Here is a 20,997-nt window from a genome sequence, read left to right as displayed (position 1 = left end):
GGGTTCGTCGTATGACGGAACCGCTGAAAGACGGGCTGCGCCAGGTTGGCCACTTCCGGCCCACCCGTGAAGCGAGTGCTTCGGCAGAGCACCTGATGCCCACCCAACCCCGCACTCGGCCCGCTCCCCATGAATCAAAAGACCACCACCAGGCCGCATCCGTATACGCGATCTTCCAAACTGATGCTGTACAGCAGCGGAGTACGGCAATCACCATGACCGCATCCGGCGCCCACGTCGACCATGGGGCGGAAGCGCTCGACCATAGCGGCACGCACGGCGAAGACGCGTACCGCGTCCTACCTGTCGTCTTCGTCCCGGCCGTCCTCGAAGACGAAGAGCGGTTTTGCGCCATGTGCGGGTGCTTCGGCGAACGAGATGGCTTCAGTGAAGCGTTCGAGCGGGAACGGCTCGCCTTGGGGGATGCTCAGCACTTCATCAGCGACGAGACTGCGAACCTCGGACAGCGCGCGCAGCGCATCCGCAGGTGAGGTGGTGCCGAACCAGCGGTTCAGCCAGAAGCCACGGACTGCTTTGGCCTCGTAGATAACCGAGCGTGCCAGCAGTGGGATCGTCAGCGCTGCCGGGTCGGTCTGCCGATGGGTAGAGAGCGCGCCGTAGATCACGAGCTCTCCTCCCGGAGCCAATGCCTGGGATACCTGGGCACCCACGTGGCCCGCGACACAGTCGATGGCCTTACGCACGCCAGCCGATCCTGCAATCTCGGCCACACGCTGCAACAGGTCCTCGTCCTCAGTGCAAATGACCTCGTCACCACCAAGCGCCTTGATCTCCTCGACGGCATCGCGCCGCCGCACGACATTGATCGTGCGAATACCCAGATGTCTGGCCAGCTGAATGACAAGCCGGCCGACGGTGGAGCCCGCGGCCGTCTGCAACAACCATTCACTCGGCTGTACGTCGAGTTCACGAGACACGAGGAGCAGCGCGGTCAACGGGTTGACGGCGAGTTGACAGGCGCTGGAGTCGCTCAGACGGTCGGGGACCGGCAGGAGCCTTCGGGTGTCGGCAACAAGGTATTCCTGCCAAGTGCCGGCCACATGCGGCCCGGGTACAGCCGGGACGGCAACAACCACCACGCGCTCGCCGATCTTCAGTCCCTCGGTATCCGGGCCCAGGGCCTCAATACGGCCCACGCATTCCATGTGACCCCCGACAGCGGGAAACTCGGGGGAGAAACCGTAGCGGCCACGCAGCATGTGCAGATCACTGGCGTGAATCGGAGTCGCCTTCACGCGGATCAACGCCTGACCGGCCTCTGGCGTGGGAATAGGCCGGGGTTCCAGCCGCAGGACATCGGCCGGCTCGCCGACCTTTCCGGCTACGAGCGCGCGCATGGATTGTGGCATGGGCATGAGATCCCTCCTTCAGCCGCGCTCAGTGTCGCCTTGTCAGTCATTTTCCAGCCGTTCCAGTAGAGAATCACCTCCTGCGAGCGGCCCCAACGAGTCCGATGAAATAACCGTAACGCGTTTACCTATGTTTCTTCTTGACTTTGCGACGATTATCGAACATTCATTCGAAGTCACCGCGTTCACTGTGTGCAGCCTCGTCGGCGCCCTGCCTGTCTGGAAGGCCTGGTGGCGAATCGGCACGGCCGGGCGGTGTCGAAGTCGCCCGGCCGGCTGGAGTTGGGTCAGTCGGTCTTGAGCGCCTTCCTGAGCACGTGGATGGCCTGCTCGATCGCGCCCGTTGCTGCCTGCGTGGGCCGAACGGGGTTGAGCATCATGAAGTCGTGGATGATGCCGTTGTACCGGACGCTGGTCGTGGGAACACCGGCCTGGGTCAGCCGGCGTGCGTAGGCTTCGCCCTCGTCACGCAGAACGTCGTTCTCGTCCACGATTAAGAACGCCGGGGGTAGTCCGCGCAGATCGTCCAGTGTGGCGCGCAGCGGCGACGCCGTGATCTCGTTGCGCTGCTCGCCGTTGTCGGGGATGTAGGCGTCCCAGAACCACGCCATGGCGTTCGCTGTGAGGAACGGACCGTCGGCGAACTCCCGGTAGCTCTCGGTGTCCTGGGCGGCATCCGTGACCGGGTAGTACATCGACTGGTGCACGAAGCTCACGTCGCCCCGCCGCTTGGCCATGATCGCGACGGCGGCCGTCATGTTGCCTCCGACCGAGTCGCCGGCCACCGACATGCGGCTCGCGTCGAGGCCTTCGCTCGCCCCATTCTTGGTGATCCACTGCGCGGTCGCGTACGCCTGCTCGATCGCCACGGGATAGCGGGCCTCCGGGGAGCGGTCGTACTCGACGAAAGCGACTGCGGCCTTCGCGCCGTCGCACAACTCGCGGATGAGCCGGTCGTGCGTGCCCGAGTTGCCGAGAATCCACCCACCTCCGTGGATGTAGAGGATCACCGGCAGAGGGCCTGTAGCTCCCACCGGCTTGATCAGGCGGACCCGGACGTCACCTACGTCGGCCGGCACCGTGATCCACTTGTCTTCTCCGACCTCGGCCTTCTCGACCGGGGCGGCCTGAATGTCGTCGAGCACCTTTCGGGCGCCCTCCGGACCCAGTTCGTACAGGAAGGGCGGCCTCGCAGTCGCATCCGCGATTTCCTGCGCCTCTGGCTCAAGGACGTTCTTTCCCATTTCTTTCCCCTTTCGGCAGTGGAGTTTCGCACTCACTTGAAACCGAGCTTTTCAGTCAGGGTGAGTTGCACCATGGTGGACACTCCACAGTTCCTTCCGCATCCACGTGGGGTTTTCCGCACACGGCTGGCCGGAAAACCATCGACCATTCCGCTCGGCCGTATCGCGGTCACCGCCACTGCGCCCGACCATGGCGCGTATTGACAGCCACTCCGCGCGTCATCGGCTGAGAATTGATTGCCGCGCCACGTGAATGTATGGCAACGGTGGATCAGCAAATCAAAAAGTGGTGGTCAGCTATTGAGGGGTTCCCCCACAGCTCTTGATGTCACCCAGCGGCGGTCGACCAATCAACCCAGTCCACGTCGAACTGGTCCGGCCCAAGGCAAGCAAGCCCATCGCCGCCGGAGGCCCGAAGGACGAGCGCCCTGCCTCGCTGGAGATCTGCTCCAAGATCGCACTCGGCCCCGCGCAGAGACCTGTGACGGCCTCATCGGTCGCTTCCCGGGTAAGGCCGCCTAAAACCTGTCTACCAGGGGAAACGTCTCAGATGGCGGCTGATGGTGCCAACCTTTCCGACACCCCGGCTGGAGCGACGCCCTGAGGATGGTCACTCCACTCGCCCCGACCTGGACAGTCTGAAATACAGCTAACGAATGGCGGCTGCCGTACTAGATCGCTTCGGCGCCGTGACCGGTAGCGATCGCATCAATGTGGTGCGCGAGCTCGAAGTCCTTGGCCGTGAGGCGGTCTCCGGCGTCGTGAGTGGTGCTCACGAAGCGGATCCGTTGCCAGGTGATGTGAACGTCGGGATGGTGGCCGATCTCTCGAGCCTTGGCCGCGACATACATCGCCATGTGCACACACTCGTGATACGTGTGCTTGAAGGTGCGGGCAATGGTGTGGTCCTTGCGCTCCCATCCCGGTAGCTCGGCCAGATGAGCGGTGATCTCCTCTTCGGGCAACGGCTGAGGGGGCATCGGCATCTCCACGTCGATGGGTCAGGCGATCTAAGCGATGATTTCAGTCAGCGAACTTTGGATCGTCGTCGATGAACCCGACATGCGGCACTCGAACGCCTCCATGGCTTGCTCCGGTCACCAGGGGTTCTTCCCTGTGGGCATCGGCCCTGGCTGTTCACGATCGCCACTAAGACCTTGTAGAACACGGTCGAGTGTGACCGCAAGTCTCCTGCTCAGCAGTCCTACGGGCAGTTGTCACGCCCGCGCTACGAACGGCAACGAACTGGCTTACTCTCCCAAGTGTGGTTAAGACCGTGGTGTTCGATATAGGGGAGACTCTGGTCCGCGATGACCGGTACTGGGGCTCATGGGCGGATTGGCTGAACATTCCCCGCCACACCTTGTCCGCTTTGGTGGGGGCAGTGACAGCCCTAGGTATGGATAACGCAGAGGCGATACGCCTCCTCCGGCCGGGCATCGATCCGCACGCGGCACGTCGGGCCCGTGAGGAAGCCGGCCAGGGCGAGTACCTCGAGGAGACCGACCTGTATCCCGACGTCCGGCTCGGATTGCAGGCCCTGCGCGACACAGGATTTCGCGTCTGCGTCGCAGGGAACCAGACACGCAAAGCCGGTGATCTCCTGCGAGGACTGTCGATTCCCGCCGACGCAATCGCTACGTCAGAAGAATGGAACATCGCGAAACCCGACCCTGGATTCTTCAGCAAAGTCATCCAGCTTGCCGAGGCCTCTGCTCACGAAACGGTTTATGTAGGCGATCACCCTGCAAACGACATCATCCCCGCAAAAGCTTCCGGCCTGCGCACCTGCATAATCCGGCGAGGCCCCTGGGGGTACCTGTGGGGAAACGATGCGGCCATTCTGAATGCAGTTGATTGGCATATTGACAGCATCACGGAGTTGCCTTCTCTTCTGTCAGGAAGTTAATCGGAGCCGACATGCCCCGTGAAACCCTCAGGAACGGCCTCGGAGGTCGCGTAGCCGCAATTCGCGGCGCGCGCCGTATGACTCAGGGTGATCTCGCCCAAGCGGCCAATGTCTCCCCCAGTATGCTCCGAAAGATCGAGCAGGGTGCGCGTATGCCCAGTGACCGCGTTCTGGACGCCATCGCCACGGCCCTGGGCGTAGATCCGTCTCGTCTCCTGGGGAACTCCGGTCGTCTCGACGGCCGCGTCCACGACGCAATCCCTGCACTGCGTGAGGTCATCGCCGCCTACGATGTTCCCGACGAGGGCCCGGTGCGTCCAATGCCCGAGCTTCGAGCATCCGTTACCGGCGCGATCCAAAAGCGCCTGAGCGCCCAATACATGCGATTAGCGCAGACCCTGCCCGATCTACTCGGCGAACTCATCCGCGGGGTCCACACAGCGGCCAATCCTGACGACATCGCGGCGTTGCTCGTGGCCGCCTACCGCGCAGCCGACGCGGTCGCCTACAAGTACGGCTACCTGGATTTGTCGGCCCGGCTGATTGAACTGATGCGTCAAACCTCAGCCACCACAGAGGATCCCCTTCTCAGCGCATCAACGGCGTATGTGCGAACCGAAGTATTCTTCGCGGCACACGCATACCACGCAGGTTTACGCGCAATCGAATCTGCGATCGACCGCCTACCGGAAAAAGCAGAGCGCTTGCCTCTGGGCGTCCTGGGATCTCTGCATATGCGGGCGGCCGTCATCGCAGCACGAGCGGCCAACGCCGACGCCGCCATGAATCATCTGAGTGAGGCACGGCGGCTCGGTGACCTGGTTCCCGAGGACATCTACTATGGGACCGCGTTCGGCCCCTGCTCAGTCCGTGTCCACGAGATGTCCGTCGCTATCGGCCTCGGAGGCTGTCACCTCCAGTTCGCCCTCGCCCTGGGCGAGAACTGGTCACCGCCTCCCGAGATGCCAGCCGAGCGCAGGTCCGGCTTCTTCATCGATTTGGCCAGGGCGCAACTGTGGACTGGCCTGAAGGACGCAGCTTTCGAGTCGCTGAAGACAGCTCGCCGGATCGCGCCGCAGCACACACGAGAGCACCCGTGGGTTCGTGAAGACGCCGAGACTCTGCTGCGCCTGCACCGTGCCAACAGTGAAAGCCTGATCAGCTTTGCCGAATGGGTCGGCGTGGTCTGACGACCACTCTGGAGTGACACAGCGTGTGTCACTTTCCCGATGCTCCGCGAAGCACCATGGCATCGTCCGAATCACAGCGTAGGCGAACGGTGACGATCCGCTTCGTCGCGCAAAGGGCAGGACCCGTAGGCGCTGTCACGCCGTACGGGCCCCTTGATCAGGAAGTGAGTCCTGACCCATGACCAACCCTAGTGCTCCGGCCCTCGACCGGATCACAGCGAGCGGCTGTGGCTGCTTCGCCGACACAGCACCGATGCCGATGGGCTGCGCTGTTTGCGGACACGCGCCCTACGCGCACGGCTGCCCTGACCGGCCCGCCGATCACGAGTACGCACAGCCCTCTGGCCCGCTGATGGCCGCGCGCCTGGAGGCCTGCCGTACCGGGTCGCGCCACCTGGCCGTCTTCGAGTCGCCCGTCACCGTGGCCCCGGCTGAGACGATTCCGCTGGTGCCCGCACAGCACCACCCCGAGCAAGCCCTGATCACCGTGCCCGCCGTACCGGCGCCGCTGCCTCGGAGGGTGCCGCGTCCCACACGACGCCCGGCATCTACGCCCCGGCCCGTCGCCACCTCCCGGCACAAAGACAAGCGACGACCGACACCCTGTGGTGCGCATGGCCTCGGCGCCGCTACACCCCTACGGCGGTCCGCCTCGTACGGCGGGCTCCAGAAACCTCTTCCTCATCACATAAGGCGGACCCGTCCGGTCGTTCTCGGCGACGGACGGGTCCTTGATCGGATGGAGGTCCGATCCATGGAGGATGGTAAATCCGCAATGCCCGACTCCGCGATCCCCGGCTGGCGGGTGATCCGCAGCGACGCCGGACGCTACTGGGCCAGCCGCGAAGAGCCTTTCCCCGGCAGTTCGGTGAAAGATACGGGCCTGAAACAACCGCCCTACCGCACGGTGGACGCCGACACTCTCGACGAACTCCGGGCCGAGGTCGAGCGGCAGGAGAGCGTCGCCCGGGAGACGGCCGAAACCGGCCTCCCGTGAGCAGGCGCGGCGGCACCGCTTCCCAGGCGCGCGCCGTCGTGCCGCAATTAGCGCACGGCATGGCGCGGAGGGGCGCCGGTGTTGTGCGTGACGCGGGCGGGCGGAGTCGTTACCCGGCCCGCCCGCGTCGTCCAGATGGGAGCGCGCGATGACCGATCCCGAGACGGACGCCGGGGTCGAGCGGGTCCTCATCCGTCCCTCGCCCGAAGCGCTCGCCTCGACGATGGCCGTCCAGGTCGAGCTGACGCACAGGTCGCGAGCCCGGCAGACCTTCACCCCATGAGCTGGCGCGGCGGCACGGTGGCCCCCGTCCCGCGCTGCCGCGCCGTCCCATCCCTCGGGCGGCTCCCACTTCCCAGAGCCGCCCGAGGGGCAGACGCGATCGCACGACCCTGTGGGCGAAGGGGGTCGATGCCTGTCGGTCGCGGCGGTGCCCCCGCTTGACGTCTTCCATCCTCAGGCGAGGGCACCGCAACGGCCGGTACGGCATCCGCGAGCTGGGCGATATCTGCCTCGTCGCCCAGCTTGAGCTGTGCCGCAACGCCCGGCAGACCCCTGACCTTGCTTACGTCACCAGCCAGGCACGCGCCCTCGGCGCGGTCGGCGAGGCGGAAATCACCGAGCGAGCCATCATTGTCGAGGGCCTGGACGAGCCGCCGCGCTCCTTCCTGCAACACACCCACGGCCATCAGATCCGCGACCGCGGCAAGCCCCACCACTACCGTCGGCACGGCAGGGCAGACATCGGCCGGCCGGTCACCTAGGAGGACCCGTGGACTTCGGCGCCTGGCCTCGTCTGCTCGTCATCGACGTGGAGAGCAACGGGGCCAACCCGCCCGACCTGGTAGAGGTCGCCGCCATCCCCATCGTCGCCGGTCGGCCGGTGCCGCAGTCCGCGCGATCCACCCTGGTCCGGCCCCCGCAGCCGATCAGCGCGTTCGCCACCCGTGTCCACCACATCACCAACCGGGCCGTAGCCGACGCCCCCCGATGGGAGTCGATCGCCTCAGCCGTCCATGCACACCTTCACGGGGCCTGGATCGCCGCTCACAATGCGCACGTGGACTACAAGGTGCTGCGCCGCCACCTTCCGGCCTGGCAGCCCGCCGGAGTCATCGACACCCTGCGCCTGGCCCGCGCCACCTACCCTGACGCCCCCGGCTACAACCTGGACGTCCTGCTGGCCTACGCCGCCGTCCCTCTGACCGGCATCAGCGGCCAGCGCCACCGGGCGGGATTCGACGCCCATGCCGCCGCGCTGTTCCTACTCGACCTCGCCGGTCACTACCCGACCTGGAAAACCCTCACCGCAGCGGCGGTCCCGCCGGGTCTGCTCGGTGGGACCGCCCTCGACCACGAAGAACGAACCCTATGGTGACCACCCCCGTGGACCCGGTCGGTTGGTGGGGCGGGCATCGGTCGCATCACCGAAGCGCGTGCCTCACGGCGGGCGGGAAATGGCCCACCTCGCGCAGCTCGTCATGGCATGGACCGGGAACGGACGGCCCCGCACCGGGCCGGTGCATCCAGCGCGTCCCCGCCAAGCGTGATGGCGCAGGTCAGATAGAGAGCTCGTGGCCCTGGTAGGGGCGGCTGTCCAGGCAGCAACGGACGAAGTTCTGGATGACGGGGTCACTGCCGGTGGTGGCGGGCCAGGCGACGCCGACGTGGCTGGGACTGAGGCCGGTGACAGGCCGGTAGGTGACGCCGGGGCGGCGGTAGAAACGAGCAGAGGCCGCCGGGGTGAGGCTGACTCCGTATCCGCCGGCGATCGCGATCAGCCATTCATCGGTGTTGCGGGCGACGGCGCCGATACGTGCGGGGCGGCCCTCGCGTTCGTCGTTGCCCATCCAGTAGTCCCGCCACGAGCCCGTTTCGGGTGGGGCTGCCACGAATGGCTCATCCCACAGGTCCTGGAACGGGACCTGTGGGAGCGTGGCCAGGGGGTGTGCGTCGCAGAGCGCGACCCAGCGGGGCTCGGTGAACAACACCTCCACACAGAAAGCCTCCTGACCTGGGAACGGCAGGCGCACCAACGCGGCGTCCACGTCGCCGTCGGCGAGACCGGCGGTGGGATCGGTCCAATCGGTGTGTCGCATGGCGACCTGCCAGCCGGGGCAACGCTGTGCGAATGCGGCGATGATGCGTTGTGTGGACTCGTTGGCGGCACTGGCAACGAATCCGATCCGCAGCACTTGGGTTTCCCGGCTCGCCGTGTTTCGGGTCTCCCGCAGCACCCGGTCCCAGTCGGATAGCAAGGTGACCGCCTGGCCCGCCAGGACCCGGCCTGCTTCGGTGATGGTCATTCCGGCCCGGGACCGTACGAACAACTCCACCCCCAGCTGGCTCTCCAACTGCTTGATCTGCTTGGTCAAGGTCGGCTGAGCCACGAAGAGCCGCTGTGCGGCGCGGGTCAAGTTTCCCTCTTCGGCCACCGCGGCGAAATAGCGCAACAACCGAGTGTCGATGTCCATGCCGTCAGGCTATGGAAGCAGCTATTGGACGGGGAAACGGGGCTTGCGCAAAGGTTGACCGTGCGTGAGAAACACCAGCTCATGGTCTTCCTCGTGTGCCTCCGCGACAGTAACCCATGATCACGGAAGTGTTCCCATGTTCACGGCCTACCTCGTTGTCACCCTCCTGGCCGCTGCGGCCAGCGCCTACTCAGCCACCAACCATTACACCCGCCCCAAGTGGATCCTCGACAGTCTGACCAAGTACGGCGTGTCGCATTCGTGGCTGCCCTGGCTGGGCGCCCTCAAAGCGGCCGGTGTGCTGGGGCTGCTGGTGGGCATCGGCGTGCCCGCGATCGCGGTTGCGGCCTCGGCCGGTCTCATCCTGTACTACGTCGGCGCCGTCGGCACCATTCTGCGCGCTCGCTGCTACTCGCACCTCCTTGCCCCGATGCCGTTTCTCCTGCTGGTCGTGGGCTCCCTTGTGCTGCGGCTCGCCTCGTCCTGAGCGGGGTCTTCACGCCACCCGGGACGCGCCGCGGCGCCGTCCCCCTCCCTCTTCTGTGAGGCTTTGCGGACACGGTCGGGCGGTGGGCGAGCATCGGTCGCATCACCGAAGCGCGTGCCTCATGGGTGGGTCACTTCCAGCCCACCCCGCGCAGCTCGCCATCGGCGCCACCGTCGCCTGGTGAGTTCGTGACCCGTGATCAGGCGGGCAGGCTTCCGGCCTTACTCGCGTCACGAGGGCAGGAGGTATCAGGCCAGGACGGAGGAGAAGCTGTCCAGCTGGACCCAGGTGATCTTGCTGGTCGGCGTGGCTCCCAGGACGATGACCTGTCCATGGATGTCCGCCTCCACCCGGCAGGCGGTGACGCCGTTGACGTTGTTGCGCGGGCAGACTCCGCGGGTGAGCTTCGGAACGGCCAGCCCGGCGGGCAGCGAGCCCAGCGGTGCGTCGCCGGTGAAGCTGCACCCGGCGCCGCCCCGCATTTGCAGGAAGTCCGTCCCGGCGATTCTGACGACGCGTGCCTGGGGCACGTCGTCGGGGAAGGCTTTGACACCGGGTCGCAGGGTGAGGGGGCGCCAGTCGTACACAACATTGAATCCGCCGGCGCTTTCGGCCGCGGCGGCCGGGGCGGTGAGAAGGGGAGCGGCGGCGGCCGAGACCGGTAGGGCGACGGCCGCGGTGAGGAGTGAGCGGCGGCCGGGCTGGGGGGTGGGCATGGCTGATTGCTTTCGGGTGGGGCGGAGCGGGGGTGTGGCTGATTGCTTTCGGGTAGGGCGGAACGGGGCGTGGTCGTCAGCGCCAGGCGGCTGAGAAGCTGTCGAGGTCGATCCAGGAGATGACGCTGCCGGCGGCGGCGCCGAACGCCCACAGCGCGCCTTCGGCGTTCACCTCCACCCGGCACGTGCCACGGCCGTTGTACATGCTGCAGGGCACGTTCGCCCTGATCGTGCGGCTGGGTGTCAGCGCGGGTGGAAGCTGGGCGATCTGGCCGTCACCGGACAGGTCGCAGGTGAGGGTGCCGCGAAGCTGGAGCAGGGCTGAGCCGGCGACGCTGACAACGCGTCCGCGCGGGCGCCGCTGTCCCGACGCCATGGTGACGCCCGGGCCGGGAGTGAGGTCGATCCAGTCCGACAGGACCTTGACCCCCTGGACCGGTTCGTCCGTCGAGAAGAAGCAGACGGTCGCCCTGCGCGGGCTGGTGGCGCTGCCGCTGAACCCGAACAGCAGCCGAGCCTCGCCCGCCACGGGCTCGACGGCCAGGCCTTCCGGCTCCCGGCGTTCCAGCCCGGAGACCGCGGTGATCGGCGTCGGCCCGGCGATCACCCTGCCATCTGCCCATGAGACGGCCGTGATGTGGGTGTTGCTGTCGGCAGGGGATTCCTGCGGGTCTCCCGTATACAAGTAGAGGACCTCTCCGAGCGAGGCGAAGCCCTGGAAGGTGTCCCACGCCCGGGGGGCCTGCGCCCTGGACGGGTGCGGGATCGTTTTCGCCGCCGTCCCGGTGACCTTCCCTGTCTGGCTGTCGATGGGGTACCGGCTGTAGAAGTATCCCTGGGCGGTGCGGTACCTGATGGTGACCCAGTGGTGGATCGGATCGACGTTCGGCGCGCAGTTGTCCGCGTCGGGCCCGGGTTGGAACGGCCGGGAGAGCACGGCGGAGGTCATGTCGATCGTCTGGCCTGCGAGGAAGGGGAATCGGGTGACATGGGTGCCGAATCCCCCGCGAACGGGGCCGGCTTCCGTCCACAGGTACGTCTTGCCGTTGATGTGCTGCGCGCCGATCTGATACCCGTGGCCGAAGCCGTCCAGATGCATGTACTCGCTGGACAACCCGGTCTTCTGGCTGACCCGGTTCACGCACAGGTTTCCCTCGGCCGGCGCCGTCGTCGCGTCCCTGAGCTGGATGACGAAGAGATCGCGCGTGACAGGGTCCACCGCCATCGCCTGCATCGCCTGAGGGTGATGCAACCGGGTCCCGCTGAGCACCCGCCCCCAGGGACCCGACAGATCAACAAGCTCTGAGCCCGCCATGGGTCCCCTTCCATTTTTTGATCTAGAAACTCTAACGTTCCTCAAGGCCGGATCAACTGGCGAATTCCAGACCATGTGGTCGTACGGCATCAGCCTGTGCTGGCCGATGGCCAAGATGCGGCGCACGCCGCACCTGTCGAGGGCTCGCGCGGGTGAGGTGCGTCCCCCTGGGCGAACCTAAAAAGTGCGTGACACGAAAGATTGCGTATCACGCACTTTTCTGTAGAGTGGTCTCATGGGGTTGAGAGAGCGCAAGAAAGAAGAGCTACGCATCGCGCTCAGCTGGGCGGCGATCCGGCTGACCGTCGAGCGCGGCTTCGACAACGTCAAGGTGGAGGACATCGCCGCCGAGGCAGGCGTCTCGCCCCGCACGTTCAACAACTACTTCTCAAGCAAGGCGGAGGCGATCGCCGCGCGGCAGTATGAGCGGTTCGCCCAGATCGCGCAGGAGTTGCGTGCCAGGCCAGACGACGAGCCACTGTGGGAAGCCATCGGCCACGCCGTCCAGGCCCGCTTCGCCCTCGGCATGACCGAAGACGAGGCGCCCTTCGACGAACGCTGGAGCGCCGGGGTCAAGCTGATGCTGCAGCACCCGGCGATCCAAGGGGAGCTCCTGCGGGCCGGCCGGACCGCGCAGGAGGAACTGGCCGCCGCCGTGGCCGAGCGAACCGGCACCGATCTCGACCGTGATCTCTACCCGCACCTGGTCGCCGGGTCGGTCACCGCCGCTCTGTCGGCGGTGGCGGAACTGCTGCTGCGTGCCGACTCGCGGCCCCCGGCCGCCGACCTGCTGCGCGACGCCTTCCACCAGGTCACCGCGGGCCTCCCCACGCTCTGACCCCAACAGGAGAGATCAACCGGCCGCGCGCCGGTCGATCCGTCATGCCCTCAAACACCCGAAGACCCTCAAACACCCGAAGACCCTCAAACACCCGAGGAGAGGTGTCATGGTCACAGATGTCGTCATCTCCGGAGCAGGCCCGAACGGTCTGATGCTGGCCTGCGAGCTCAGCCTGGCCGGAGCACACCCGCTGGTCGTGGAACGGCTCCCCGAGCGCGCCCTGGAGAACCGGGCCAACGGACTGGTCGGTCAGGTGGTGCGGATGCTCGACCGGCGCGGCCTGTACGAGCGGCTCACCGGAACCACGGACCCGCCCGCGCCGACCCCTGGTTTCGTGTTCGGTGCGATGCCGCTGAACCTGAGCGCGCTTGAGAACAACCCGCTCCACACCCTGCTGGTCCCACAGCGCAGGATCGAGCAGGTGCTGGAGGAACGGGCGATCGAGCTCGGCGTGGAGATTCGCCGGGGCCAGGAGGTCACCGGCTTCACCCAGCACGAGGACCGCGTCGTCATTGAGGTCTCCGGTACGGCCGGGCCGTACCAGATCGAAGCCCGCTACCTGGTCGGCGCGGACGGCGGGCACAGCATCACGCGCAAGCTCGCCCAGATCGCCTTCCCCGGGGTGACCACCGACCACACGATCTCGCGCACCGCCCACGCCAAGGTGCCCGCCGAGCTCGTCGACCCGGTCGGCGGCGGGCTGAACGTCCCCGGATACGGCCCGATCCCGCCGATGGTGCATCAGCGCACCGAGCGCGGCATGTTCGTTTACGCGCCACTGCCCTCCAGCCCGTGGCCGCTGGTCACGACCATCGAATGGGGCCAGGAGGACGCAGAAGGGCCGCTGACCATCCCTGAGCTGCGGGCCAGCATCCGCCGGGTGCTCGGCGCCGACATCGAGCTCGGTCGGCCCGAGGGGGAAGGGCCGCACCTGCTGCGCAAACTCACCGGCGGCAACACCCGGCTGGCCGAGCGCTTCCGCGACCGGCGTGTGCTCCTGGTCGGGGACGCCGCCCACGTGCACTCCGCGATCGGCGGCCCCGGGCTCAATCTCGGCCTGCAGGACGCGATCAACCTCGGCTGGAAGCTGGCCGCGGTCATCAACGGCCGGGCCGGGGAGGACCTGCTGGACACCTACGAGACCGAGCGCCGCCCGGTCGCCGAGCGAGTGATCATGTCCACGCGAGCCCAGGCCGCCCTCGTCGCCCCCGGCAGCGAGGTCACCGGGCTGCGTGCGCTCTTCGCCGAACTACTCGCCGACCCGGGCAACCTCCGGCGCATCGCCGATCTCATGTCGGGCAACGACATCCGCTACGCCGCAGGAGACCATCCACTGGTGGGCCGATGGGCACCCGATCTGATCCTCGACGACGGAGTACGGCTGGCCGAGCTGACCAGAGACGCCAGGCCCCTACTGATCGACTTCACCGGTGAGGACTGGGGGTATCCCCAGACGCAGGGCCGTTCCGCCGTACCGTGCACGGCCCTGCTGGTGCGGCCCGACGGGTATGTGGCCTGGGCGACCGATGCGCCACAGCCGGACGAGAAGTCGCGCGCATCGCTTGAGGCCGCCCTCGCCCGATGGGCACTGACGCTCGCCGTCACCTGGTGAGTTCGCGGCCGGTGGTCAGACAGGCGGGGCGATCTCGGTCCGGGACCGGACGCCGAGTTTGCGCAGCACGGTGGCGACGTGGGTTTCGACCGTGCGCGTCGACAGGAACAGCACGTCGGCGATCTCCCGGTTGGTACGGCCGAGCGTGACGAGCCGGGCCACTTCCTTCTCCCGCGGAGACAGCGCGCCGGAGTGGCCCTTCCGGCCGCGTGGCAGGGGGAGCTCCGCGCCGATGTCGCGCAGCGCGCGACGGCAACGAGCGGCGTCGTAGGTGGCGCCGAGCGAGGCGAACCGCTCCGCCAGCTCGGCGAGGGCCGGGGCGGCGGTGCGGTCGCCGAGGGCGAGCCTGGCCCGTGCCTCGCCCTCGCGGGCCCGCGCCGCCGCGTAGGGCTGGGGCAGCGCGGCGTACGCCTCGCAGGAGCGGGCGAAGAAGGCGGAGGCGTCAGCGTGCCGCTGGGCCGCCGCGGCCAGCGCGCCCCGGGCGGCGTCGAGGGCGGCATGGGCGGCAGGTGCGAGCCGATCCGCGATCCCGTCGGCGAATTCGGCCACCAGGCCGGCCGCCTCGTCCACGCGTCCGGCCTGGGCGATCGCGGTGACGGCGGACGGGACCAGATAGGCACCCCACACCCATACGCCCTTGTGGCGCAGCCGGGCCACCGCCTGCTCGGCCTCCTTGACCGCGTCCTCCACGGTGCCGCGAGCGAGATGCAGCTCGATCAGACCGCCCGAGGCCGCCGTCACGATCGGGAGGAAGCGGGCGTCCGGTGCGTCCAGTCCCGCGTCGTAGAGGTGCCCGGCCGCCTCCTGCCACTCACCGGTGGCCAGGGCGAGCAGTCCCAGCACCAGCCAGACGTCCACCGCGATCAGCGGTGTCTCCGTGGCCAGCTCCGCCAGGGCGGTCGCCCGGTCGCGGAGCCCGTCCCATCGCCCGGTCAGCCACTCCCTGCGGATCGCCGAGACCTCGATGAGGTAGGCCGGGTACAACGCGCCGGTCTCCGCCGCCAGCCGCAGGCCCTCCCGGCCGAACTTCTCGGCCGCGGCGTAGTCGCCCAGCGTGATCGCCGAGTCGTGCAGGTTGCAGTACGCCCGGGCGGCTTCGCGCCGGACCGCCGTGGAGGGGTCGGCGACCGGCAGCGCGGCGGCGACGGCGAACGCGTCCGGGGAGCCGATCATCATCTCGAACGAGGCCCGGTTGGCGAGGACCGCGGCGGCCGGCTCCGGGCTGTCGGCGGTCGCGACGAGTGCCTCGGCGCGGGCCATCCACTCCCCGTGCGTCGCCAGCGGCTCGGTGCTCCACCCCGGCATCGCGAGGCTGGCCCAGCCGCGGGCGGCCAGCGTCGGCCGGTCGTCCAGCTCGGCGACGGCGGCCATGATCTCGGAGCGTCCGGCGGCGATGTCGCCCGCCTGGTTGCACAGGACCATGCCGAGGTTGAGCCGTGCCTCGCCGCGCACGCCGCGGGAGAGGAAATCGTCTTTCAGCAGACGGCGCAGCAGCCGTACCACGCGCTGGTGCGACAGCCCGGTCGCCGCGAGGCGGCTCAGCATGAGCACGAGGGGTCCGCGGTCCGGCGCCGGCAGGTCGGGGTCGGCGAGCATGCTCTCCAGCACCTCGACCGCCAGGGCGGTGTCGCCGAGCGCGGCGGCGCGGTCGGCGGCGGCCGTACCATGACGCAGCCAGGCGTCCGTGTCACCGGCCTGGCGGGCGTGGAAGGCGAGCTGGACCAGCGGCGGGGGGTCCATCGCGGCGAGCGCGGTCATCGCGTGCTCGTGCGTCAGCCGCCGGTCCGGGCCCGGGATCGCGTCGTACACGGCCTGCTGGGCCAGGGCGTGGCGGAAGCCGTACCGGCCGCCGGGGTGCTCGTGGAGCACACCCGCGCGCAGCGCCTCGCCCAGCCCCGCGGAGTCACCGCCGACCGCGGTGATCAGCCGTTCGCTCATGGGGAGCCGCAACACCGCGGCCGCCTGTACGGCGCTCACCGCCGCCGCGGACAGACCGGCCATCTGTTCGGCCATCGCCTCGCGCAGCAGCAGCGGCACCCCGACGCGGTCCAGGGCGTCGGGTCCTTCCTCGTCGGGGAGGGACCGGATCACCTCCTCCACCACAAAAGGGATGCCTGCCGTGCGCTCGTGGAGTCGTGTGATGAATGCGGGCGACAGCTCGGACCGGTTCAGCAGCGCGTCGGCCAGGCTCCGCACGTCCGGCACGTCCAATGGCGTCAGCGGTATCACCACGCTGGTCGTGCCCGGCGGATGCCGGTAGGCGCGGCCCAGCGGCAACCCGGCCGCGCCCAGGTTCTCCCGCCGGTACGTCGCCACCATCGTCAGCCCCTCGGGCGGCTGATCGCTCAGGAAGCGCAGCAGATCCCGGGTTCCGTCATCGGCCCAGTGCAGGTCCTCGATCACGAGTACGGCCGGCCCGACGGCCGCCAGCAGGGCGTGCACCGCGCGGAACACCCGGTGCCGCTCGGCTCGCGGATCGTCCAGCGGCTGCGGTGACGGCGGCAGCGCGCAGGCCAGCTCGGGAAGGTAGCCGCGGAGCGCGCCGGTGACGGGGTTGAGGGCTTTGACCGTGGGTAATCGGCCCGCGATCTCCCGTAGCGCCTCGAACACGGGCCCGTACGGAAAGGGTTCGCGGATCTGGTGGCAACAGCCGAGAAGGACGGACCTGTCGCCGGACGGAAGACGACCGAGGGCGGCGCGGACGAGCCGGGTCTTCCCTATGCCCGCCTCTCCCTCCACCAGCACCACCGCCGGTGGGTGGGTCATCGCGTCGATCAGAACCTGTAGCTCTGAGGCGCGTCCGACCAGTACAGGCGAGGCCACGCTGCTCATCGGCGGCTCCGAAGGGTTCGGGTTGCGGGACCCCCAACGGACAGTTATCCACATACCTCCACACAAGGTCAACCCTTGGGCATAACAGGCTTGTTGCGGCTCAGAGTCAAGCGTGCGCGTCAGATAGATATGATCTTTTGGATCCGGCGGCTCTCATGGAGTCAGGAATTCCGTGCGGCGGTGATGAACTGGGGCTTCTGAGCAGGTTCGTCGGCGAACGGCGAGATTGTGATGATCCGGTTCGCCCCGGCGTCCGGCGATATTCTGAGGCCCGTGGGAAGGCCGCCTCAGCATGACGTCGATCGACTCCTCGACGCCGCCGCGCGACTGGCCGCCGAGGCCGGACCGCGAAACGTCACCGTGACGGCGGTCGCCCGTGAGGCCGGTGCTCCGAGCGGCTCGGTCTACCATCGGTTCCCGAGCCGCTCCGCTCTGCTCTCCGGGCTGTGGCTGCGCACCGTCGAGCGGTTCCAGGAAGGCTTTCTGGCCGCCGCGAGCGAGGAACCGCCCGCGCAGGCCGCCCTGGCCGCGGCCGGTCACGCCGTCGGCTGGTGCCGCGAGAACCCGGTCGAGGCGCGAATCCTGCTGTACGGCCCGAAGGACTTCGACGAGCCCAACTGGCCGGCCGAAGCCCGCGAGCGGCTGAAGCAGAGCAACCGCCGGATCGAGGACGCCATCCACGAGCTGGCCGGGCGTCTCGGGCGAGACACGCCGAGAGACGTGGAACTGCTGGTCCTCGCGATCGTGGACCTGCCGTACGCCACGGTGCGCCGCCACTGTCGAGCCGGAACGCCGATCCCCGGCTACGTCGAGGATCTCGTCGCGCAGTGCGCCGCCACCCTGATCGCCCAGCTGACGGTGGCCGGCCGGTAGAACCGTCGCCGCCGAGTTCCTGACCGCGACTCCACTGCGGGCGGTTTCACCTGTCCACCATGGAGTCCTCGAAAAGCGTCGGGGTGGTGGCCTCGCTCGCCCGTTTCAACTCGCCGGGCTCGAAGAACCGGATCACGCCGTACTCGCCGTCATATCCGGGATCCCGGATCACCTCGCCCCGGCGCAGCCGGTCGATGGCCTCCCCGAGCAGTGGCGAGCGGGCCGCGATGTCGCCGATCGGTACGGTCTCCAGGATCGCCAGCTCGGGCCCCAGGGCGGCGATGAGCTTGTCGATCTCCCCGAGGACCTTTTTGCTCTTCGGCCCCGTGTCGAGGACCTCGCTCATGATCTCCGGTAGAGGGACGAGGTTGCGGAATCCGGCGGCGCCGTCCGGCCGGACGCCTTCCGGCCGGTCGGCCAGCTCCTCGACCCGGCTCAGCACGCCGACGGTGAGCGGTTTCCCGCACACGGGGCAGATCCCGTCGTGCTTGCGTGTCTCCTGTGGTTCCATCCGGACGCCGCACCTGCGATGCCCGTCGACGTGGTATTTGCCCTCCTCGGGGAAGAACTCGACCGTCCCCGCGTGCCCGGCGCCGGTCTGAAGCGCCCGCAGAACCGCGAAATAGTCCACATCGGTCTCGAACATCGTGGTCTCACGACCCAGCATGGGCGGCGAGTGCGCGTCGGAATGGCTGACCAGACGGTAACGGTCGAGGCCGGAGACCCGCCAGTTCATGGCCGGGTCGCTGGACAGCCCGGTCTCCAGCGCGAAGATGCGGTCGGCGAGGTCGCCGTAGCACTCCTCGATCGTGTCGAACCCGGACTTGGAGCCGAAGACGCCGAACCACGGCGTCCAGACGTGGGCGGGCACCAGATAGGCGCCGTCGCCGCTGTCCAGGGTGATCTCCAGCAGGTCGCGGGAGTCGATGTTGAGGATGGGCCGGCCGTCCGAGCTCAGGTTGCCGAGCTGCCCGAGCCTGCGGTTGAACGCCGCGGCCGCGTCGAAGTCCGGCATGTACACCAGATGGTGAAGCTTGCGGGTGCGCCCGCCGCGGCTGTAGATCGTGGAGATCTCCACGGAAAGCATGAACCGCACCCGGCTGGAGGCCACGCTGGACGGCAGCATGCGGACGATGTCCCGGTCCAGCTCTTCGCGCAGCCGGAACAGCCCCGGCTCCGACTCCGACGGCAGGAGTTTCTCGCGCAGCTGGTCGAACCACAGCGGATGCGTGAAGTCGCCGGTGCCCACCACCGTGATGCCCTTGCGCCGCGCCCACCACGTCAGATGCTCCAGATCGCTGTCCTTGCTACAGGCCCTGGAGTATTTCGAATGGATGTGCAGATCGGCATGGAAACGCACCTCTACCATTTTGCCACAGGCCCGATCGGATCAAGGGAGGCCCGAGGGGTGCCCGGCTCGCACCTCGGCCGAGGACCCTGCGGGGAAGGTCAGAACACCGACCAGCCCGTGAGCGAGGTGAACGCGTCGAGTGCGGCGACCCCGGCGACCGAATTGCCCTTGGCGTCGAGCCCGGGGCTCCAGACGCAGAGCGTGCAGCGGCCCGGGATGACGGCGAGAATGCCGCCGCCCACCCCGCTCTTCCCCGGAAGGCCGACGCGGTAGGCGAACTCGCCGGCCTCGTCGTACGTTCCGCACGTGAGCATCACCGCGTTGATCCGCTTCGCCTCGCTGCGCGAGATGAGGCGCGAGCCGTCGGCGAGCAGGCCGTGGCGGGCCAGAAAACCGGCCGCGAGGGCCAGATCAGCGCAGTTCATCGTGAGCGAGCACTGCCTCACGTAGTGGTGCAGGAGATCCTGGACGGGATTGTCGATGTTGCCGTAGCCCGCCATGAAATGGGCGAGGGCGGCGTTGCGATGCGAATGGGCCTCCTCGGAGGCGGCCACCTCGGTGTCGACGTCGACGGCCGGGTTCCCGCTCGCCTCGCGCAGGAACGAGCGCAGCTCGCCGCTGGAGTCCCCGGTCAGGGTGAGCAGCCGGTCGGTGACGACGAGCGCCCCGGCGTTGACGAACGGATTGCGGGGGATCCCGTTCTCGTACTCCAGCTGGACCAGGGAGTTGAACGGGTTGCCGGACGGTTCCCTGCCGACGCGGCGCCAGATCGTGTCGCCGTCGCGCGCGAGCACCAGGGCGAGCGTGAACACCTTGGAGACGCTCTGCACCGAGAACGGGGTCCGCCAATCTCCGACGCCGTGGACCTCACCGTCGCAGGTGGCCAGCGCCAGGCCGAACCGGCCGGGGTCGACCCTGGACAGCGCGGGGATGTAGTCGGCCACCCGGCCCCGGCCGATGTGATCTTTAACGAGGTCGTGGACCTGGGCGAGAACCCGGGCGTGGTCCACGGTCGTTACCTGGCCTGCCCTGCGGGACGGGCGCCACGTGCCCACGCGGTGGCCGCGCTTCCCGCTCCCGCCTCCGTGAGCAGCCACTGCACCTCACTGGGGTGGTAGAGGGCGACCACCGGATCGCCGTGGACGTGGTCCACGATCGGGGCGAGGCCGAGGCGCCTGGCGGCCGTCGCCAGCATCTCGGCCACCATGGGCGTGCCGGTGTGCAGGTAGATCATGTTCTGGCTGGGACCGAGCCCGGCGACGAGGATGCCCATGCGCCACAGGGCGACGGCCGCGTCGGCGCTCATCCTGGTGTTCGGGGTCTGCGGATCGAACTGCCGGCGGGCGTCACGCCACGCGGTCGTCAGCGCCCGCAGAACCCGGCGGTGCAGCGTCGTCGGCACCTCGACGCGTGCGGCCGGCGGCTGCCCGAGGCCGGCGCCGGCCTCGCACGGGGTGACGATGGCCCAGGCCAGCCCCGACAGCAGCCGGGCGATCCGTGCCGCCACCGCCTCGCTGTGCGTCTCCACGATGGGCAGATGGCGCGGCGCCGGGGTGCACGCGTCCTCGCCGGTGTTCCCGCGCTCGGTGGGCCGCAGGTGCTGCCAGGCGAGCGCGGCTTCCAGCATGGCGTGCCCGCCGATCGGAGCCTCCGCGAGCGTGCGGTGGATGGTGCCGCTCATGTAGTCGGAGCGCCCGGCGGACGGTGATCGCGTCGGTGCCGCGGGTGCGCGTGAGGTGTTCCTGTGAGGGGTACGGCTGGCGGTCTGAATGGTCGTCATGGTCTT

The 20,997-nt window shown here is 68.3% G+C and carries 20 protein-coding genes; 10 read left to right on the top strand and 10 right to left on the bottom strand.

Annotated features, from left to right (window positions below):
- Positions 1-299 precede the first annotated feature (299 nt).
- The 3 genes from ACFY2X_RS24955 to ACFY2X_RS24945 form a co-directional block, all read right to left on the bottom strand.
- Positions 300-1,376, bottom strand: a complete 1,077-nt coding sequence (locus tag ACFY2X_RS24955; RefSeq protein WP_389941649.1) for a zinc-dependent alcohol dehydrogenase family protein — start codon at positions 1,374-1,376, stop codon at positions 300-302.
- 281 nt (positions 1,377-1,657) lie between these two features.
- Positions 1,658-2,614, bottom strand: a complete 957-nt coding sequence (locus ACFY2X_RS24950; RefSeq protein ID WP_389941646.1) for an alpha/beta hydrolase — start codon at positions 2,612-2,614, stop codon at positions 1,658-1,660.
- A gap of 671 nt (positions 2,615-3,285) precedes the next feature.
- The gene (locus ACFY2X_RS24945; RefSeq protein ID WP_389941643.1) at positions 3,286-3,579 is read right to left on the bottom strand and encodes a 4a-hydroxytetrahydrobiopterin dehydratase; all 294 of its coding nucleotides are present in this window, start codon (positions 3,577-3,579) and stop codon (positions 3,286-3,288) included.
- A 299-nt stretch (positions 3,580-3,878) separates the two neighbouring features.
- Between ACFY2X_RS24945 and ACFY2X_RS24940 the strand changes: the two genes are divergently transcribed.
- The 6 genes from ACFY2X_RS24940 to ACFY2X_RS24915 all read left to right on the top strand — a co-directional run bounded on the left by ACFY2X_RS24940 (position 3,879) and on the right by ACFY2X_RS24915 (position 8,088).
- On the top strand, positions 3,879-4,523 hold the full coding sequence (locus tag ACFY2X_RS24940; RefSeq protein ID WP_389941640.1) for an HAD family hydrolase: 645 nt from the start codon (positions 3,879-3,881) through the stop codon (positions 4,521-4,523).
- Between the two features lie 11 nt (positions 4,524-4,534).
- A complete protein-coding gene (locus tag ACFY2X_RS24935) occupies positions 4,535-5,713 on the top strand; it encodes a helix-turn-helix domain-containing protein (protein WP_389941637.1) in 1,179 nt (392 codons plus the stop codon).
- Between the two features lie 754 nt (positions 5,714-6,467).
- Positions 6,468-6,710: a hypothetical protein gene (locus tag ACFY2X_RS24930; RefSeq protein WP_389941634.1), complete on the top strand. Its 243-nt coding sequence runs from the start codon at positions 6,468-6,470 to the stop codon at positions 6,708-6,710.
- 148 nt (positions 6,711-6,858) lie between these two features.
- Positions 6,859-6,993 (top strand): hypothetical protein, encoded by a 135-nt coding sequence (locus tag ACFY2X_RS24925; RefSeq protein ID WP_389941631.1) that lies wholly within the window; start codon positions 6,859-6,861, stop codon positions 6,991-6,993.
- A 157-nt stretch (positions 6,994-7,150) separates the two neighbouring features.
- Entirely contained in the window at positions 7,151-7,474 is a 324-nt protein-coding gene (locus ACFY2X_RS24920) for a hypothetical protein (protein ID WP_389941629.1), read from the top strand.
- A gap of 8 nt (positions 7,475-7,482) precedes the next feature.
- A complete protein-coding gene (locus ACFY2X_RS24915; RefSeq protein ID WP_389941626.1) occupies positions 7,483-8,088 on the top strand; it encodes an exonuclease domain-containing protein in 606 nt (201 codons plus the stop codon).
- Between the two features lie 181 nt (positions 8,089-8,269).
- On the opposite strand, the gene ACFY2X_RS24910 is transcribed toward ACFY2X_RS24915, so the two are convergent.
- Positions 8,270-9,184 (bottom strand): LysR family transcriptional regulator, encoded by a 915-nt coding sequence (locus tag ACFY2X_RS24910; RefSeq protein ID WP_389941623.1) that lies wholly within the window; start codon positions 9,182-9,184, stop codon positions 8,270-8,272.
- A 136-nt stretch (positions 9,185-9,320) separates the two neighbouring features.
- On the opposite strand from ACFY2X_RS24910, the gene ACFY2X_RS24905 reads away from it, so the two are divergent.
- Positions 9,321-9,671: a DoxX family protein gene (locus ACFY2X_RS24905; RefSeq protein WP_389941621.1), complete on the top strand. Its 351-nt coding sequence runs from the start codon at positions 9,321-9,323 to the stop codon at positions 9,669-9,671.
- A 248-nt stretch (positions 9,672-9,919) separates the two neighbouring features.
- Here ACFY2X_RS24905 and ACFY2X_RS24900 read toward each other — a convergent pair whose 3' ends face one another.
- Entirely contained in the window at positions 9,920-10,387 is a 468-nt protein-coding gene (locus ACFY2X_RS24900; RefSeq protein ID WP_389941618.1) for a hypothetical protein, read from the bottom strand.
- A 76-nt stretch (positions 10,388-10,463) separates the two neighbouring features.
- A complete protein-coding gene (locus ACFY2X_RS24895; RefSeq protein WP_389941615.1) occupies positions 10,464-11,702 on the bottom strand; it encodes a hypothetical protein in 1,239 nt (412 codons plus the stop codon).
- A gap of 235 nt (positions 11,703-11,937) precedes the next feature.
- Between ACFY2X_RS24895 and ACFY2X_RS24890 the strand changes: the two genes are divergently transcribed.
- Both ACFY2X_RS24890 and ACFY2X_RS24885 read left to right on the top strand, forming a co-directional pair.
- Positions 11,938-12,540, top strand: coding sequence for a TetR family transcriptional regulator (locus ACFY2X_RS24890; protein WP_389941612.1), 603 nt, complete (start codon positions 11,938-11,940; stop codon positions 12,538-12,540).
- A gap of 109 nt (positions 12,541-12,649) precedes the next feature.
- Entirely contained in the window at positions 12,650-14,155 is a 1,506-nt protein-coding gene (locus ACFY2X_RS24885; RefSeq protein WP_389941609.1) for an FAD-dependent monooxygenase, read from the top strand.
- 15 nt (positions 14,156-14,170) lie between these two features.
- On the opposite strand, the gene ACFY2X_RS24880 is transcribed toward ACFY2X_RS24885, so the two are convergent.
- Positions 14,171-16,987: an ATP-binding protein gene (locus ACFY2X_RS24880; protein WP_389941606.1), complete on the bottom strand. Its 2,817-nt coding sequence runs from the start codon at positions 16,985-16,987 to the stop codon at positions 14,171-14,173.
- A gap of 273 nt (positions 16,988-17,260) precedes the next feature.
- On the opposite strand from ACFY2X_RS24880, the gene ACFY2X_RS24875 reads away from it, so the two are divergent.
- Positions 17,261-17,860, top strand: a complete 600-nt coding sequence (locus tag ACFY2X_RS24875) for a TetR/AcrR family transcriptional regulator (RefSeq protein WP_389941603.1) — start codon at positions 17,261-17,263, stop codon at positions 17,858-17,860.
- Between the two features lie 46 nt (positions 17,861-17,906).
- On the opposite strand, the gene ACFY2X_RS24870 is transcribed toward ACFY2X_RS24875, so the two are convergent.
- From ACFY2X_RS24870 to ACFY2X_RS24860, 3 genes are all read right to left on the bottom strand, one after another.
- A complete protein-coding gene (locus ACFY2X_RS24870) occupies positions 17,907-19,220 on the bottom strand; it encodes an endonuclease Q family protein (protein WP_389941600.1) in 1,314 nt (437 codons plus the stop codon).
- A gap of 89 nt (positions 19,221-19,309) precedes the next feature.
- Positions 19,310-20,221, bottom strand: coding sequence for a glutaminase (locus ACFY2X_RS24865; RefSeq protein ID WP_389941597.1), 912 nt, complete (start codon positions 20,219-20,221; stop codon positions 19,310-19,312).
- A 5-nt stretch (positions 20,222-20,226) separates the two neighbouring features.
- A complete protein-coding gene (locus tag ACFY2X_RS24860) occupies positions 20,227-20,991 on the bottom strand; it encodes a hypothetical protein (protein ID WP_389941595.1) in 765 nt (254 codons plus the stop codon).
- Positions 20,992-20,997 lie beyond the last annotated feature (6 nt).

The sequence above is a fragment of the Streptosporangium sp. NPDC000396 genome (genome assembly GCF_042898655.1).
Lineage (GTDB): Bacteria > Actinomycetota > Actinomycetes > Streptosporangiales > Streptosporangiaceae > Streptosporangium.
The sequence above is the reverse complement of the archived record's forward strand: the minus strand, read 5'-3'. Positions and strand labels throughout refer to the sequence as shown.